This window comes from Marinobacter caseinilyticus (assembly GCF_011074955.1).
In the GTDB taxonomy this organism is placed as follows: Bacteria; Pseudomonadota; Gammaproteobacteria; order Pseudomonadales; family Oleiphilaceae; genus Marinobacter; species Marinobacter caseinilyticus.
Genome location: NZ_WUQJ01000031.1, coordinates 20,937 through 36,784, shown reverse-complemented (window position 1 = coordinate 36,784; position 15,848 = coordinate 20,937). Strand labels below are relative to the sequence as shown.

General features: G+C 57.2%; 13 protein-coding genes. 12 read left to right on the top strand and 1 reads right to left on the bottom strand.

Translation table 11 applies throughout. The features are described 5' to 3' along the window. Positions 1-6: 6 nt before the first annotated feature. Positions 7-3,153 (top strand): efflux RND transporter permease subunit, encoded by a 3,147-nt coding sequence (locus GRX64_RS15375; protein WP_166268630.1) that lies wholly within the window; start codon positions 7-9, stop codon positions 3,151-3,153. A 23-nt stretch (positions 3,154-3,176) separates the two neighbouring features. On the opposite strand, the gene GRX64_RS15370 is transcribed toward GRX64_RS15375, so the two are convergent. Then, positions 3,177-4,448: an EAL domain-containing protein gene (locus GRX64_RS15370; RefSeq protein ID WP_166268629.1), complete on the bottom strand. Its 1,272-nt coding sequence runs from the start codon at positions 4,446-4,448 to the stop codon at positions 3,177-3,179. Positions 4,449-4,764: 316 nt separating this feature from the next. Here GRX64_RS15370 and GRX64_RS15365 point away from each other — a divergent pair, with 316 nt between their 5' ends. From GRX64_RS15365 to atpA, 11 genes are all read left to right on the top strand, one after another. Then, on the top strand, positions 4,765-6,642 hold the full coding sequence (locus GRX64_RS15365; RefSeq protein ID WP_166268628.1) for an MFS transporter: 1,878 nt from the start codon (positions 4,765-4,767) through the stop codon (positions 6,640-6,642). Between the two features lie 345 nt (positions 6,643-6,987). Further along, positions 6,988-8,874, top strand: a complete 1,887-nt coding sequence (gene mnmG, locus GRX64_RS15360) for a tRNA uridine-5-carboxymethylaminomethyl(34) synthesis enzyme MnmG (RefSeq protein WP_166268627.1) — start codon at positions 6,988-6,990, stop codon at positions 8,872-8,874. Between the two features lie 9 nt (positions 8,875-8,883). Then, on the top strand, positions 8,884-9,531 hold the full coding sequence (gene rsmG / locus GRX64_RS15355; protein WP_166268626.1) for a 16S rRNA (guanine(527)-N(7))-methyltransferase RsmG: 648 nt from the start codon (positions 8,884-8,886) through the stop codon (positions 9,529-9,531). A gap of 2 nt (positions 9,532-9,533) precedes the next feature. Then, complete coding sequence (locus GRX64_RS15350) at positions 9,534-10,328, top strand: ParA family protein (protein WP_166268625.1); 795 nt, start codon at positions 9,534-9,536, stop codon at positions 10,326-10,328. A gap of 53 nt (positions 10,329-10,381) precedes the next feature. Next, on the top strand, positions 10,382-11,257 hold the full coding sequence (locus GRX64_RS15345) for a ParB/RepB/Spo0J family partition protein (protein ID WP_166268624.1): 876 nt from the start codon (positions 10,382-10,384) through the stop codon (positions 11,255-11,257). Between the two features lie 305 nt (positions 11,258-11,562). Next, positions 11,563-11,961, top strand: a complete 399-nt coding sequence (locus GRX64_RS15340) for a F0F1 ATP synthase subunit I (protein WP_166268838.1) — start codon at positions 11,563-11,565, stop codon at positions 11,959-11,961. An 18-nt stretch (positions 11,962-11,979) separates the two neighbouring features. Then, positions 11,980-12,852 carry a F0F1 ATP synthase subunit A gene (gene atpB / locus GRX64_RS15335; protein ID WP_166268623.1) on the top strand — a complete coding sequence of 291 codons (873 nt, stop codon included), beginning with the start codon at positions 11,980-11,982 and terminating at the stop codon, positions 12,850-12,852. 57 nt (positions 12,853-12,909) lie between these two features. Next, positions 12,910-13,167, top strand: coding sequence for a F0F1 ATP synthase subunit C (atpE, locus tag GRX64_RS15330; RefSeq protein WP_012138088.1), 258 nt, complete (start codon positions 12,910-12,912; stop codon positions 13,165-13,167). Positions 13,168-13,233: 66 nt separating this feature from the next. Beyond that, entirely contained in the window at positions 13,234-13,704 is a 471-nt protein-coding gene (locus GRX64_RS15325) for a F0F1 ATP synthase subunit B (protein WP_166268622.1), read from the top strand. Between the two features lie 12 nt (positions 13,705-13,716). Further along, the gene (locus tag GRX64_RS15320; RefSeq protein ID WP_166268621.1) at positions 13,717-14,253 is read left to right on the top strand and encodes a F0F1 ATP synthase subunit delta; all 537 of its coding nucleotides are present in this window, start codon (positions 13,717-13,719) and stop codon (positions 14,251-14,253) included. Between the two features lie 28 nt (positions 14,254-14,281). Beyond that, entirely contained in the window at positions 14,282-15,826 is a 1,545-nt protein-coding gene (gene atpA, locus GRX64_RS15315) for a F0F1 ATP synthase subunit alpha (RefSeq protein WP_166268620.1), read from the top strand. The last annotated feature ends 22 nt before the right edge of the window (positions 15,827-15,848 follow it).

The window sequence follows — 15,848 nt, the reverse complement described above, 5'->3', positions numbered from 1 at the left end:
ACACCGATGATTCTATCTGACGTATCCATAAAACGACCGGTGTTCGCCACCGTGATCAGTCTGCTGATCGTGGTGTTTGGCTTGGCGGCACTGATGGGGCTGCCGGTCCGTGAGTACCCGGATATTGATCCGCCCGAGGTGTCCATTTCCACCGATTACATCGGGGCCGCCGCCGAGGTGGTCGATACCCAGATTACCCAAGTGATCGAAGGCGCGGTCAGTGGTGTCGAAGGCATTCGCTCGATTGAGTCCAGCACCGAACAGGGCGAATCCCGCACGTCGATCGAATTTTCCACCTCCCGGGATGTGGATATTGCCGCTAACGACATTCGCGACGCGGTGTCCAGGGTGCTGAACCAGTTGCCGGATGAGGCCGACCCGCCGGTGGTTCGCAAGGCCGATTCCGATGCCCGGCCGATGATGTGGGTGACGTTGCGCAGCGATGTCTGGGACAGTGTCGAGCTGAGCGATTACGCCGAACGGGTTTTGGTGGACCGGCTGTCAGTGCTCGACGGTGTGGCGGATGTGCGCATCGGCGGCGAGCGCCGCTATGCGATGCGAGTATGGCTCGACCAGGAACGGCTGGCTTCGCACAACATCACCGTTGCGGAAGTCGAACAGGCCCTGCGATCAAACAATATTGAGCTGCCGGCAGGGTCGATCGAGTCGACCTCCCGAGACTTCACGGTGCGGGCCGAAGGTCGGTTGTCCACAGTCGAGGAATTCCGCGAACTGATCATCCGCCGGGACGGTGACGACTTGCTGCGCTTGGGCAATGTTGCCGATGTCGAGATGGGCGTTGAGTCCGACACCAGCAAGCTGCGGGCCAACGGCCGCACCGCGATTGGGATGGGGATTATCCGCCAGTCCAAGTCCAACACCGTGGCGGTGTCCGACTCGGTCCGTGAGGAACTGGAGCGGATTCGGGAAACCCTGCCGCCGGAAGTTTCCATCGCAGAGAGCTACGACGAATCGATTTTTATCCGGGCGTCGATCAAGGAGGTGTTGGTGACACTGGCCATCTCGGTGTCGCTGGTGATTCTGGTGATTTTTATGTTCCTGCGATCCTGGCGCGCCACGCTGATTCCGGCGGTCACCATTCCGGTGGCCGTGATAGGCGCCTTCATCGGTTTGGGTGCGCTCGGGTTTTCCATCAATGTACTGACCCTGCTGGCGATTATTCTCGCCATTGGTCTGGTGGTTGACGACGCCATTGTGATGCTGGAGAACATTCAGCGCCGGATCGACAACGGCGAGCCCCCGCTGCTGGCCGCATACCAGGGGGCGAAGCAGGTGGCGTTTGCCGTCATTGCCACCACCCTGACATTGGTGGCGGTGTTTGTGCCCATTTCGTTTATGGGCGGTAACGTCGGTCGTTTGTTTGGGGAATTCGGTTTTACCCTGGCCACCGCGGTGGTGGTATCCAGTCTGGTGGCGCTGACATTGGCGCCCATGCTGTGCTCTAAGTGGCTCAGGCACAGCCCCGAATCAGCGGAAGGCCATCGCGTGTGGGCCGCAAGTGAACGGGTGTTAAACGGTTTGAATCGAGGCTACGAAAAACTGCTGAAGTTTTCCCTGCGTCAGCCCGGTCTGTTTTTGGGCCTTGGGGTGGCGGGCATGGTAGTCGCGGTGGTGATATTCCCGCGGTTGCCGCAAGAACTGGCACCGACCGAAGACCGCGGCATTATCATCATGCCGACCAGCGCCCCCCGGGGCTCGACCGCGGAATACACTGACCATCACGTGCGGAAGATTGAGCAAAAACTGTTGCCCTATCTGGAGCAGGGCGTGGCCGACCGGCTGTTATCGATTGTGGGTTTCCGGGACGAAGCCGACCGTGCATTCATGATTATCGGACTGGTGCCCTGGCACGAACGCGACATCAAACAGCAGGCCATCAGCGCTGAGCTGTTCCCAAAGCTGGCTGAAGTGCCCGGTGTGCGATCGGTTGCGGTCAACCCGCCGGGCCTCGGTCAGCGTGGGTTCAACCAGCCCATCGAGTTTGTTATTGGCGGCCCTGACTACGAGACGGTACAGCGCTGGAGTCAGGATATTCTGGAACAGGCCCGGGACAACCCCAACCTGCAAAATCTTGAGACCGATTTCGAATTAACCCGGCCCGAATTGCGGGTCTCCATTGACCGTCAGCGAGCGGCCGACCTCGACATCACCGTGGAAGATGTGGGGCTGACACTGCAAACCATGCTGGCCTCCCGCCAGGTAACGACCTTCCTTGACCGGGGCCGGGAATACGATGTGATCTTGCAGGCGGGCGACGCCGACCGGGCTTCGCCGGAGGACCTGGGGCAGATCTTCATGCGGCCGCGGGAGGGTGGGCAACTGGTACCGTTACAGGCACTGGTGGATGTGCAAGAAATCGGGGCCAACCCGGACCTGCGGCGCATTGACCGGTTACCGGCGGTTGTTATCAGTGGCTCGCTGGCGCCGGGGTACGCTTTGGGCTCGGCGCTGAATTACCTGAACGGGTTGGCGGTGGATTATTTGCCGGCCGAAGCGCGGGTCAGCTATAAGGGGTTAAGCCGGGAATTTGAAGAATCGTCGGCGGCCATTTACGTCACCTTTGGGCTGGCCTTCCTGATTGTGTTTCTGGTGTTGGCGGCACAGTTCGAAAGCTGGATACACCCGTTGATCATCATGCTGTCCGTGCCGCTGGCCGTGACCGGTGCGCTGATCGCATTGCTGGTCTCCGGTATCAGCCTCAATATCTACAGCCAGATCGGCATCATCATGCTGTTGGGATTGATGGCTAAAAACGGCATCCTGATTGTGGAATTTGCCAATCAGCTCCGGGATAAGGGTTACAGTGTCCACGATGCCATCCTGGAAGGGGCCATTCTGCGATTCCGGCCGGTATTGATGACCACCATCTCGACCATTTTCGGCGCGGTGCCGTTGGTCATTGCCACCGGAGCGGGTGCCGAAAGCCGGGCCGCGATCGGCGCGGTGGTGCTGGGCGGGCTGTTGTTTGCCACCACGTTGACGCTGTTTATCATACCGGTGTTGTACAACCTGCTGGCCCGCTTCGCAAAATCCGCCAATGCAGTCGCGGTGGCACTGGATCAGCAGGCGGAGACGGAACGTCAGCAACGGATTGGAAGCGCTGAGCGCAAGCCATCCCGGGAACCGCTCTAATCGGATCGAAACGAGCGGGCCGGTTAGAGCGTATCCGGGAAACTGAGGTTGCCATCAAACACCGCGTCAGGGTGCAAATCCACGCAAAATACCCGGTATTGGTCATCGACCCGCAAGCCGCAAGACAGCGTAACGGTTCGGACCGCATCCGGCAGCGCAACGTAAGGTCGGGAGGCGTGGATATCCTGAGGCCGCTCCAGTGCGTTTCTGAAGTATTCCCGATGCTGCCAGCAGGCGCCGCTGGATAAGTACAGGGGGTTGAAGGTAGTGTCCCGGTGTTCCGGCCGGGCGCAGGTGAACCCGCCTTGCTGTATACCTTGCCCATTCAGCAGGAAACACCGCTGGACCCCGTCAATGGCGAGCAGGCTGCGGCAAATTTCGGCAAAGCCCTGACGCCGAATGATGCCGTGACTGGCTTCCATGATTTCATAGCGCAGTAGCCGCAAATAGCCTTCGTGCGCCACGACGTCTTTCTGGGAATGGCGCCAGAACAGTTCCAGGTGTGTATCAAAGGCCTTTTCACTGGGCTCGGTGACCGTGCTCTCCAGCGCGGCGGGTCGGCCAAACAGGAAACCCTGCAACAGGTCGGCTTCGGTGGACAATGCAAGACGTGCCTCAGTCTCGGTTTCAATCCCCTCCAGCAGTACCAGGCTGCCGCTTTCACGAATCATCTTGACCAGACTTTCCAGCAGCAGTCGGGCTCGGCGATGCTGGACGGCGTTGACCAACAGGCTGCGGTCCAGTTTGACGATCAGTGGTTCCAGTTGCCACATGCGCTCAAAATTCGAGTCGCCCATGCCAAAATCATCAATGGCTATCTGAAAGCCATACTGTTTGGCCTGCTTGACGAATCGCAGCAATGCTTGCTTGTCACTGGTGGCGGTTTCCACCACTTCCAGCACCACTTGGGACGGGCTGAGGCCAGAGGCTTTGCAGTCGGACGACAGTTGGTCCAGGGAATCGTCCGGATGCACGCAGGTATCGGGGCTGATGTTGAGGAACAGCCAGGTGGGCTCAGGCTGGGCGGCAAACGTGTTCAGGTGATGGGAGAGCAAGTGGCGGTCCAGCCGCTCGGTATGGCCGGCTTCCAGGGCCTGTTTGAACAGGGCCGGCGGGGTAATGGGGTGGTCGTTGCTTTGCACCCGGATCAAAGCCTCAAAGCCGACCAGTCGGCGGTGGCTGGGGCTGAAAATGGGCTGAAATGCCGAGGTGAATTGGTAGCGTGCTAGAAATGCATCGAACTCAATAGCTTGCGGGTCTTGGGGTTGTTTGTTTAAAGATACAACATTGCTCATACGACGCTCACACTGATTAAACCCTCCCTGGCTTGTATGGACTGCTGAATACGGCATTCACCGTGCTAAATGACTGCGATATCCATGCCAATAAGTCAAAATAATAGCGCATTGTTGGCAAAATCAGTGCCATACAATTGTCATTTCAGCATTCAAGGATGGCAAATCGCTCTGACTTAGTGCGTTTTGTGGGGTGTGTGGCTCGGAAATGGGCGCATTGCCCACGGTGGCGCAACAAAAACCGGTTGCCCCTCCTGCCACTTTGTCGCATCGTTGCTACCACCGAGGACGCCAAATTAAGGGACCCATAACCACCATGGCCGATCACAGCCAATTCCGCCTTTTGACTGAGCGTCGATTCCTGCCTTTTTTTCTGACCCAATTCTCGGGCGCGTTTAACGACAATTTATTCAAAAATGCGCTGCTGCTCCTGGTGACTTACAGCACCGGAGGACTGTTTGGTTTATCCACCGATGTGGTCGTTAATTTCGCCGCCTTCCTCTTTATATTGCCGTTTTTCCTGTTCTCCGGTATTGCCGGCCAGGTGGCCGACAAGTATGAAAAAGCGTTGGTTATCCGACGGGTCAAACTGCTCGAAATCGCCATCATGCTGATCGCGGCCGTCGGACTCTGGTTCGGCTGGTACGAGTTGCTTCTGTTGCTGTTGTTCCTGATGGGCGCGCAATCGACATTCTTCGGTCCGGTCAAGTACGCCATTCTGCCGCAGGTATTGAGCGACGATGAGCTGGTGGGGGGCAACGCCTTGGTGGGCATGGGTACCTTTGTGGCCATTCTGCTGGGCACCATCACGGCGGGATTGATCATGGGACTGGCGTCGGCGGCCAAGGTCGCCGCCGTTGGGGTACTGGCAATGGCGGTGCTGGGTTATCTGGTGGCCCGCCGGGTGCCGGCCACGGATGCCGGTGCCGCGAGTCTGAAAATCCGGTTGCAACCTTTGCGGGAAACCTGGCATCTGATTGCCCTGGCGCGTGAGCGTCATGTGGTACTGCTGAGCATCATGGCGATTTCCTGGTTCTGGTTCCTGGGGGCCGCCTATCTGACCCAGTTCCCCAATTTTGCCAAAACCGATCTGATGGGTGATGAGACCGTGGTTACCCTGCTGCTGGCCATTTTCACCATCGGTATCGCGGTCGGTTCGATGCTGTGCGAACGCCTGTCTGGCCATCGCATTGAGCTGGGTATTGTGCCGATCGGCTCGGTCGGTTTGAGCCTGTTCGGCTTTGATCTATACGCCAGCATGCCAGCGCAGCCGGTGCCGTCGGACTGGTGGGCGATGCTGACCGACGCCGGGTATCGCCACATTATGCTGGACCTGCTCGGAATTGGCGTCTCCGGTGGCCTGTTCATTGTGCCCCTTTACGCCTTTGTGCAACATGAAACGCCGAGGGACAAGCGGGCGCGGATTATCGCCGCGCTCAACGTCATGAATGCATTGTTTATGGTGGTCAGTGCGATCATGGGCATTGTGGTATTGGGCGTACTGGAGCTGAGCATTCCGGAGTTCTTCCTGGTGTTGTCGATCATGAACCTGGTGGTGGCCGGGTTTGTGTATCAGCAGATGCCGGAGTTCGCGTTACGGTTCATCATCTGGACGCTGTCTCACACCCTCTACCGCGTGCGGCATCGGGGCCTCGACAACATCCCCGACGAAGGCCCGGTGGTGCTGGTGTGCAACCATGTGTCCTATATGGATGCGCTGGTGATCGGCGGGGCTGTGCGCCGTCCGGTGCGCTTTGTGATGGACTCCCGCATCTTCAATACGCCCGTTCTGGGAGCGTTGTTCCGGTTGGCCAAAACCATACCCATAGCGCCGCGCAGCCACAATGAAGCCATCTACAATCAGGCATTCGATCGCATTGAAGAGGAACTGCGGGCCGGCCAGGTGGTGTGTATCTTCCCCGAGGGCCGGCTGACTCCGGATGGCGAAGTCGGCGAATTCCGGCCCGGTATTGAAGCCATCGTCGCACGCTACCCGGTGCCGGTGGTGCCCATGGCGCTGCAAGGCCTGTGGGGCAGCTTTTTCAGCCACGCAGGTGGGCCCGCGATGAAGCACTGGCCGTCCCGGTTCTGGTCCCGTATTCACTTGCTTGCCGCCGAACCGGTGGCCGCCAGCGACGCACGTGCCGCGGATCTGGAGTCGGAGGTAAAGCGACTCCGGGGCGGTCACCCGTAATTTGAGGACGGGGTAGAGTTGTGGATAAAGTACTGAACAACCTTGGCATAAGGGTTGGATTACTTTTTTTATAGCGTTATAAAACAAATAGATGCGCAATATATTCGGAGTTTTAGGCAGGGTTCGAAATGTGGATAACTTTCTTAAAAACTTTTGTGAAGTGATCCTCCCAACCATCTGATTAATCAACAATGTTTGTTTTTCAGATGTCCTAATTATGGACTCGGTGTGCGCCCTCACGTGTCCACGGGGAAAGTGGTTAATTTTTGCACATTCCAACTGCATTTGATGCGCTGACGCGTTATACTCCTGCCCCTGTTTTTTATGTCTTTTTTGAGGTGATGTGTGGATTTTCCGACCCGTTTCGATGTGATTGTGATTGGGGGTGGCCATGCCGGCACAGAAGCCGCGCTGGCGGCCGCTCGCATGGGATCACAGACGCTGCTGCTGACCCATAACATAGAGACGCTGGGACAGATGTCTTGTAACCCGGCGATTGGGGGGATCGGCAAAAGCCATCTGGTGAAGGAAATTGACGCGCTTGGCGGGGCCATGGCGCTGGCCACCGACCAGGCCGGTATCCAGTTCCGTACCCTGAATTCCCGTAAAGGGCCTGCGGTTCGCGCGACCCGGGCCCAGGCGGACCGGGTGCTGTACAAGGCTGCAATTCGCGGCATGCTGGAAAGTCAGCCCAACCTGACGCTGTTCCAGCAAGCGGCTGACGACCTGATTGTTGAAGGCGATCAAGTGACCGGTGTGGTGACCCAGACCGGCATTCGCTTCAACGCCAAAACCGTCGTGCTCACCACCGGTACCTTCCTGGGTGGGGTGATTCACATTGGTATGCAGCATCACTCCGGTGGCCGTGCCGGTGATGCCCCGGCCAATGCGCTGGCCCAACGCCTGCGCGAACTGCCGTTCAACGTCGGCCGCCTGAAAACCGGCACCCCGCCTCGGATTGACGCCCGCAGTGTGGATTTCTCAGTGATGCAGCAACAGTGGGGCGATGACCCGACACCGGTGATGTCGTTTTTGGGTTCACGTTCGCAACATCCGGAGCAGGTCTGCTGCTACGTGACGCGTACCACAGAGCAAACCCACGAGATCATTCGCAGCGGGTTTGACCGCTCGCCGATGTTTGCCGGCAATATTGAAGGCATCGGGCCACGCTATTGCCCGTCCATTGAAGACAAGGTCAATCGCTTCGCGGACAAGGATTCCCATCAGATCTTTGTCGAGCCCGAGGGCCTGACCACCAACGAGCTCTACCCAAATGGAATTTCCACCAGTCTGCCATTCGATATTCAGCTCGCAGCGGTGCGGACCATTCCCGGGTTTGAGAATGCCCACATCACGCGCCCGGGTTACGCCATCGAATATGACTTCCTGAATCCGCAGGATCTACGGCACACGCTGGAAACCAAATTCATCCAGGGCTTGTATTTCGCCGGCCAGATCAACGGCACCACAGGCTATGAAGAAGCCGGTGCCCAGGGGTTGCTGGCGGGCATCAACGCGGCCCTGAAAGCGCAGGAAAAAGACGCCTGGTACCCCCGTCGGGATGAGGCGTACCTGGGTGTGCTGGTGGACGACCTGATCACCATGGGAACGTCGGAACCCTATCGCATGTTTACCAGCCGTGCGGAATACCGCTTGATCCTGCGGGAAGACAACGCGGACCTGCGCCTGACCGAGACCGGTCACAAACTGGGACTGGTGGATGACGACCGCTGGACGCGGTTCAACGAAAAACGGGACGCCATTGCCACGGAACGGCAACGCCTGGACGCCACGTTTGTGCACCCGGGCAGCGAGCAGGGCGTGATTGCAGACCGTTATCTGCAGCGGCCACTGACCCGCGAGCACACCCTGGCCGACCTACTGCGGCGGCCTGAAATTGTCTATCGCCATGTCGCGGACATCAGCGGTGAAGAGGCTGAGGATCCGATCGTGGCCGATCAGGTGGAAATAGAGATCAAATACGAAGGCTATATCTCGCGTCAAACCGACGAAATCGAGCGCCTGCGCCGTAACGAGAACACCGTTCTGCCTGTCGATCTCGACTATGATGCGGTTGGTGGTCTGTCCAATGAGATCAAACAGAAGCTGAAAGCCGTGCGGCCGGAAACGATCGCCCAGGCTTCCCGCATCCAGGGCGTTACCCCGGCGGCGGTGTCGCAATTGCTGGTGAATCTGAAAAAGCGCGATTTGCTGCGCAAACAAAGCGCCTGATTGCCTGCCATGACCGACTCACTATGGCGGCGCCAGCTTGAGCAAGGGTTGGCGACCGCAGGGCTGCCCGTGACGGACCAACAGCAAACGCAACTGGTGGCGTTTCTTGAACTGTTGGCCAAGTGGAACAAGGCCTACAATCTTACGGCGGTGCGCGAGCCGGCGGAGATGGTGTCCCGGCAATTGCTCGACAGCCTGAGCATTCAGCCGTTTGTGACCACCGACCACCTGCTCGATGTGGGCGCCGGTGGGGGACTGCCCGGGATACCGCTGGCCATCGTGATGCCCGACACCCAGTTCACGCTGTTGGACAGCAACAGCAAAAAAACCCGGTTTTTGACCCAGTGTGTGTTGGAGCTAAAACTTGCCAATGTCACGGTCATTCACGGTCGGGCCGAGGCCTGTGATCCGAGTGTGCGGTACGGCCAGATCAGCAGCCGAGCCTTCACCGCACTGGCGAACCTGGTGCACTGGTGCGGGTATCTGCTGGCGGATGATGGCCAGTTCCTTGCCATGAAAGGGCAGTTTCCGGATGATGAAGTGGCGGCGTTGCCCAACGATTGGAGGGTGAAAGCCCACGAAAGACTGCAGGTGCCAGGCTGCTCAGGCGAGCGCCACTTGCTCATTATTGATCGAGTTTCCAACACAGGAGTTTAGCCATGGCACGTGTCATAGCGGTCACCAATCAGAAGGGCGGCGTTGGCAAAACCACCACCTGTGTCAATCTGTCGGCGTCACTGGCGGCCACCAAGCGTCGGGTATTGCTGGTGGATATGGACCCGCAGGGCAACGCCACCATGGGCAGCGGCATCGATAAGAGTGAATTATCGCTGTCCGGGTACGACATGCTGACCAAACGTGCCAGCGCTGCGGAAGTGATCATTCGCGCCGAAGCGTCCGGGTTCGACATCCTGCCCGCCAACGGCGATTTAACCGCGGCGGAAGTTGAACTGATGAATGAAATCGGGCGCGAGCACCGGTTGAGGCTGTCCCTTAACACTGTCCGGGACAATTACGACTACATTCTGATCGACTGCCCGCCCTCACTCAGCCTGTTGACCGTTAATGCCCTGTCGGCGGCGGACACCGTATTGATACCCATGCAGTGCGAGTACTATGCCCTGGAAGGGTTGGCGGCCTTGATGAATACCGTTGAGCAGATTCAGGAGACGGTCAATCCGGCATTGCAGGTTGAGGGCATTCTGAGAACCATGTACGACCCCCGCAACAGTCTCACACTGGACGTTTCCTCGCAGCTCACCGAGTATTTTGGTGACAAGGTCTACCGTGCCGTCATTCCGCGTAACGTTCGGCTCGCCGAAGCGCCCAGCTACGGCCTGCCTGCGCTCAAATACGATCGCGTCTCGAAGGGCGCCGTGGCCTATCTGGCACTGGCGGGCGAAATGGTCCGTCGGCACGGTTCACAAAAGACATCACCGGCCGTTGCCGTGTAAGATACCGAACACTCTATAACGACTGATTTTCACCTGGACGAATGACCAACACCATGGCGGCGAAAAAACGAGGATTGGGTGAGCGCGGACTAGGCGCACTGCTGGCGGGCTCCAAGGTAAATCTGGACCGCGATGTCAGTGACCAGGACGGCGAACTCCGGGATGTCCCCATTGACCTGATTCAACGCGGCCGGTTCCAGCCCCGACGGGACATGGACCCGACGGCGTTGCAGGAGCTGTCGGACTCCATCCGTCAGCAGGGTGTGATGCAGCCGGTCGTGCTGCGGCCCATCGGTGAAGGCCGTTATGAGCTGGTCGCTGGTGAACGTCGTTGGCGCGCCGCTCAAATGGCCGATCTTGATCGTATTCCGGCCATCATCCGCGATGTGCCGGACGAAGCCGCCATTGCCATGGGGCTGATCGAGAACATTCAGCGCGAAAACCTCAACCCCATTGAAGAAGCCTTCGCCCTGCAGCGGCTTCAGGAAGAGTTTGGCCTGACCCAGGCCCAGGTCGCGGAAGCGGTTGGCAAGTCCCGAACCACCATCACCAACCTGTTGCGACTGGTAAGCCTGACGGAAGACGTGCGGGTGATGCTGGAACACGGAGACCTTGAAATGGGCCATGGCCGGGCCATGCTGACCCTACCCCCGGAACAACAAATGCAGGTTGCCCGTCAGGTGGTCGCCAAATCCCTCTCGGTGCGGCAGACCGAAGCGCTGGTTCGCCGGCTCCAGCAGGAGCAACCCAACGCCAAGGCCCCGAAAACGTCGGAGGTCGACCCCAACATCCGGCGACTGCAGGACGATCTGGCTGAGCGACTGGGTGCACGCGTTGCCATTGATCATGGTAACCGAGGCAAGGGCAAACTGGTGATTGAGTACAGCTCACTGGATGAGCTGGATGGTATTTTGAGTCATATTCAATAGATCCGATGAGTTATATGGGTGCATTTGAAGATCATTTTTGGTGCATATTTTCTAGCACTGTCGACTTGGTCCTTAAGTTGCAAGAAACGACGGAGACACTACATCTAGTGGGTAAAAGGGCTTTCAAGATCAATTTGTAATCAATTGCCAAAAAATTACCGCCAATGGCGGCGGTCCCATTAGCTCGCAGGGACCGGGGCTTTGTTGATTCATGTCATTTGAACACCTATAATCGGCGGCGCTCGTACAGGTGGATTAAGAAACCGTCCGGACACACATTTTCAAGACGGTTGATTGGGGCAATGATGACGACAGCACAACACAGCGGTATTAGCCGTCCGCCCATTGGCCGGTGGCTTTTATTCCAGTGTGTGATGTTGATCCTTATTGGACTGGCTTTTTTGGTGAAGAGCCCCGTTGCCAGCTACTCCGCCCTGTTGGGAGGCCTGATTTTTCTGCTTCCCAATGCGTATTTTGCATTTAAGGCGTTCCGCTATGCCGGAGCCCGGGCCGCCCGACAGATTATAAGTTCATTTTACCAGGGTGAGGCCGGCAAACTCATTCTGTGCGCCGTGTTGTTCACCACGGTGTTTATCTGGATTCAGCCGCTCGACGTAGCGGCATTGTTTTTAACATTTGCGATCATGCTGGTCATCAACTGGCTGACGCCGCTTCTGGCAAGTGGTAGACCGCAGCGAAGCTAAAGGACCTGAGAGAACGATATGGCAGGCACAGCATCAGATTATATTCGACACCACCTTCAGAATCTGACCTATGGAGAACTTCCGGCGGACTATCAGAGAACGGACGGTACGGTTCTTAACGAAAGCACCTGGACCATTGCCCGCAGTGCCGAAGAAGCCTCGGACATGGGGTTCTGGGCCGTGCACCTCGACTCTCTGGGCTGGTCCATTTTCGTGGGCGCCCTGTTCCTGTTCTTATTCCGTATGGCGGCCAAGCGCGCCACGTCCGATACCCCGGGTGGGCTGCAGAACTTTGTCGAAGTCATGGTTGAGTTTGTGGACCAGAGCGTCAGGGAAACCTTTCACGGTCGCAACAAGGTAATCGCACCGCTGGCGTTGACCATTTTCTGCTGGGTTTTCCTGATGAACCTGATGGACCTGGTGCCGGTCGACTTTCTGCCGCAGCTTTTCCATCTCGCCGGGCTTGAGTACATGAAAGTGGTCCCGACCACCGACGTCAACGTCACCTTGGGCATGTCGCTGTCGGTGTTTGCGCTGATCATCTATTACAGCTTGAAAGTGAAAGGCGTGGGTGGCTTCCTGGGCGAACTGACCATGCACCCGTTCTCCTCGGACAACCTGATCCTGAAGATTCTGTTGGTTCCGGTGAACTTCCTGCTCGAGGGCGTCAGTCTGCTGGCCAAACCTATCTCACTGGCGCTGCGTCTGTTCGGCAACCTGTATGCAGGCGAGCTGTTGTTCATCCTGATTGCCCTGTTGCCGTTTTGGGCTCAGTGGGCACTGTCGGTGCCTTGGGCAATTTTCCACATTCTGGTTATCACGCTGCAGGCATTCATCTTCATGATGCTGACCATCGTGTACCTGAGTATGGCGCACGAAGATAACCATTAAGCAAAGCATTACACGAAAACCCACAACTTAAAAACCTAACTGAAACTGGGAGTTATCATGGAAACTGTAGTTGGAATGACCGCGATTGCCGTTGCATTGCTGATTGGTCTGGGTGCGTTGGGCACCGCGATTGGTTTCGGTATTTTGGGTGGCAAGTTCCTTGAAGGCGCTGCGCGTCAGCCGGAAATGACCCCAATGCTGCAGGTAAAAATGTTCATCGTGGCGGGTCTGCTGGACGCCGTTACCATGATCGGTGTTGGTATCGCATTGTTCTTCACTTTCGCCAACCCGTTTGTCGGCCAGATCGCCGGTTAATCGAGTCGCCACTCCGGGCTGTTCCCGGATTGATGATTCTTTACACAACAGGCGAGAGGTGAAGACGTGAACATTAATTTGACGATGATTGGTCAAGCCATCGCGTTCTTTATCTTTGTTGTCTTCTGCATGAAATATGTGTGGCCGCCGATTATCGCGGCCCTGCAGGAACGACAAAAGAAGATCGCTGATGGACTGGCCGCTTCCGACCGGGCCGCACGAGACCTGGAGCTGGCACAAGAAAAGTCCGCTCAGGAACTCCGGAAGGCCAAGCAGGAAGCCGCTGCGTTGATCGAGCAAGCCAACAAGCGTGCCAACCAGATTGTGGATGCATCCAAAGACGATGCCCGGATTGAGGGGCAAAAGCTGGTGGAGCAGGCCAAAGCCGAGATCGAGCAACAGCGAATTCAGGCCAGAGACGCCCTGCGTGCAGAGATTGCCGCCATTGCGATTGCCGGCGCGGAGAAGATTCTGGAATCTTCTGTCGATGCTGACAAGCACAGCGCAATGCTGGACAAGCTGGCAGCCGAACTCTAAACGAGGTTCATCATGGCAGAACTGACAACGCTGGCCCGTCCGTACGCCAAGGCCGCATTTCAGAACGCACAGTCACAAAAACAGTTGGCTGAGTGGTCTGATTTGCTGTCAGGTACTGGACAGATCGCGGCACACAAAAAGATACGACAGCTTCTTACAAATCCGGGAATGGCGGAATTGGCGAAGGCGGATCTGATTCTGGACTGTGTAGAACAGTCGACTTCGGATGAGATGCGTAACTTCTTCGCGATTCTGGCTGAGAACCATAGACTGGCTCTGCTTCCCGAGATTGCGACGCTTTTCAACACGTACCGAGCTGATCTGGAGCGCACCGTTGACATTCAGGTGAGCGCGCCGTTTGAGCTGACCGACGAACAGCAGCAGAAGTTGACCCAGGCACTGTCGACCAAACTCGAGCGCCAAGTGACACTCGAAACATCGCTGGACAAATCGTTAATTGGCGGTGTGATTGTTCGCACGGGCGACATGGTTATTGACGCATCTGTACGCGGAAAGCTGACCAAACTGGCCGAGGCATTGGGCTCCTGATTTCAGCATAAGGTTTGAGGATAAAGGCATGCAGCAACTGAATCCATCCGAGATCAGTGACATCATCAAGAAGAGAATCGAAAAGCTCGACATCTCTTCCGAAGCACGAAACGAAGGTACCATCCTGTCTGTATCGGACGGTATCGTACTGGTTCACGGTCTTGCCGACGTTATGTACGGTGAGATGATTGAATTTGCCAATGGCACGTTCGGTATGGCGCTCAACCTTGAGCGCGATTCTGTTGGTGCGGTGGTACTGGGCGACTACGAAGATCTGGCCGAAGGTCAGAAAGTTCGTTGTACCGGTCGTATCCTGGAAGTCCCGGTAGGTCCGGAACTGCTGGGTCGCGTCGTGGATGGCCTGGGTAACGCCATCGATGGCAAAGGCGATCTGGGCGCAACCCTGACGTCGCCAATCGAGAAAGTGGCACCGGGTGTTATCGCACGTCAATCCGTTGACGAGCCGGTTCAGACCGGTCTTAAAGCGATCGATACCATGGTGCCGATTGGCCGTGGCCAGCGCGAGCTGATCATCGGTGACCGCCAGATCGGTAAAACCGCCGTGGCGATCGACGCCATCATCAACCAGAAAGATACCGGCATCAAATGTATCTATGTGGCGATTGGCCAGAAGCAGTCTTCCATTGCGGCCGTCGTTCGTAAGCTGGAAGAGCACGGCGCCATGGATCACACCATCGTGGTTGCCGCCGGTGCGGCGGATCCTGCAGCGATGCAGTTCCTGGCACCGTACGCCGGTACCTCCATGGGTGAGTATTTCCGTGACCGTGGTGAAGATGCCCTGATTGTATACGATGACCTCAGTAAGCAGGCTGTGGCGTACCGCCAGATTTCCCTGTTGCTGCGTCGTCCGCCAGGACGTGAAGCCTACCCAGGTGACGTTTTCTACCTGCACTCCCGCTTGCTTGAGCGTGCATCCCGGGTAAACGCCGATTACGTCGAGCAATTGACCAATGGCGAAGTCAAAGGCAAGACGGGTTCCCTGACGGCGTTGCCGATCATTGAAACGCAGGCCGGCGACGTATCCGCGTTCGTACCGACCAACGTTATTTCGATCACCGACGGTCAGATCTTCCTTGAAACCAACCTGTTCAACTCGGGCATCCGCCCGGCCATGAACGCGGGTATTTCGGTTTCTCGTGTGGGCGGTTCTGCCCAGACCAAGATCATGAAAAAGCTGGGCGGTAACATTCGTCTGGCCCTGGCCCAGTACCGTGAATTGGCGGCGTTCGCCCAGTTCGCGTCGGACCTTGACGAAGCAACGCGTCAGCAGCTGGAGCACGGTCAGCGGGTTACCGAACTGATGAAGCAGAACCAGTACAGCCCGATGTCGGTGGCTGAGATGGGTACTGTTCTGTTCGCAGCCAACGAAGGCTTCCTGGACGACATTGATGTAGAGAAAGTTGTGAAGTTCGAAGCACAACTGCTGGACTGGATGCGCGCTGATCAAAAAGAGCTTCTGGCCAAGATCAATGAGAAAGGTGATTTCAACGATGAAATCGCTGCCGGCCTGAAAGCTGCACTTGAGAAATTCAAGACCACTCAGAGCTGGTAAGAATCGGACCTGTGGCAGTACT

Excerpts from the sequence above, each read along its gene's own strand:
- GRX64_RS15340 (WP_166268838.1), top strand. The coding sequence starts at position 11,563 with ATGACGACAGCACAACACAGCGGTATTAGCCGTCCGCCCATTGGCCGG.
- GRX64_RS15370 (WP_166268629.1), bottom strand. The coding sequence starts at position 4,448 with ATGAGCAATGTTGTATCTTTAAACAAACAACCCCAAGACCCGCAAGCT.
- GRX64_RS15365 (WP_166268628.1), top strand. The coding sequence starts at position 4,765 with ATGGCCGATCACAGCCAATTCCGCCTTTTGACTGAGCGTCGATTCCTG.
- GRX64_RS15350 (WP_166268625.1), top strand. The coding sequence starts at position 9,534 with ATGGCACGTGTCATAGCGGTCACCAATCAGAAGGGCGGCGTTGGCAAA.
- GRX64_RS15320 (WP_166268621.1), top strand. The coding sequence starts at position 13,717 with ATGGCAGAACTGACAACGCTGGCCCGTCCGTACGCCAAGGCCGCATTT.
- atpA (WP_166268620.1), top strand. The coding sequence starts at position 14,282 with ATGCAGCAACTGAATCCATCCGAGATCAGTGACATCATCAAGAAGAGA.
- GRX64_RS15375 (WP_166268630.1), top strand. The coding sequence starts at position 7 with ATGATTCTATCTGACGTATCCATAAAACGACCGGTGTTCGCCACCGTG.
- rsmG (WP_166268626.1), top strand. The coding sequence starts at position 8,884 with ATGACCGACTCACTATGGCGGCGCCAGCTTGAGCAAGGGTTGGCGACC.
- atpE (WP_012138088.1), top strand. The coding sequence starts at position 12,910 with ATGGAAACTGTAGTTGGAATGACCGCGATTGCCGTTGCATTGCTGATT.
- atpB (WP_166268623.1), top strand. The coding sequence starts at position 11,980 with ATGGCAGGCACAGCATCAGATTATATTCGACACCACCTTCAGAATCTG.
- GRX64_RS15345 (WP_166268624.1), top strand. The coding sequence starts at position 10,382 with ATGGCGGCGAAAAAACGAGGATTGGGTGAGCGCGGACTAGGCGCACTG.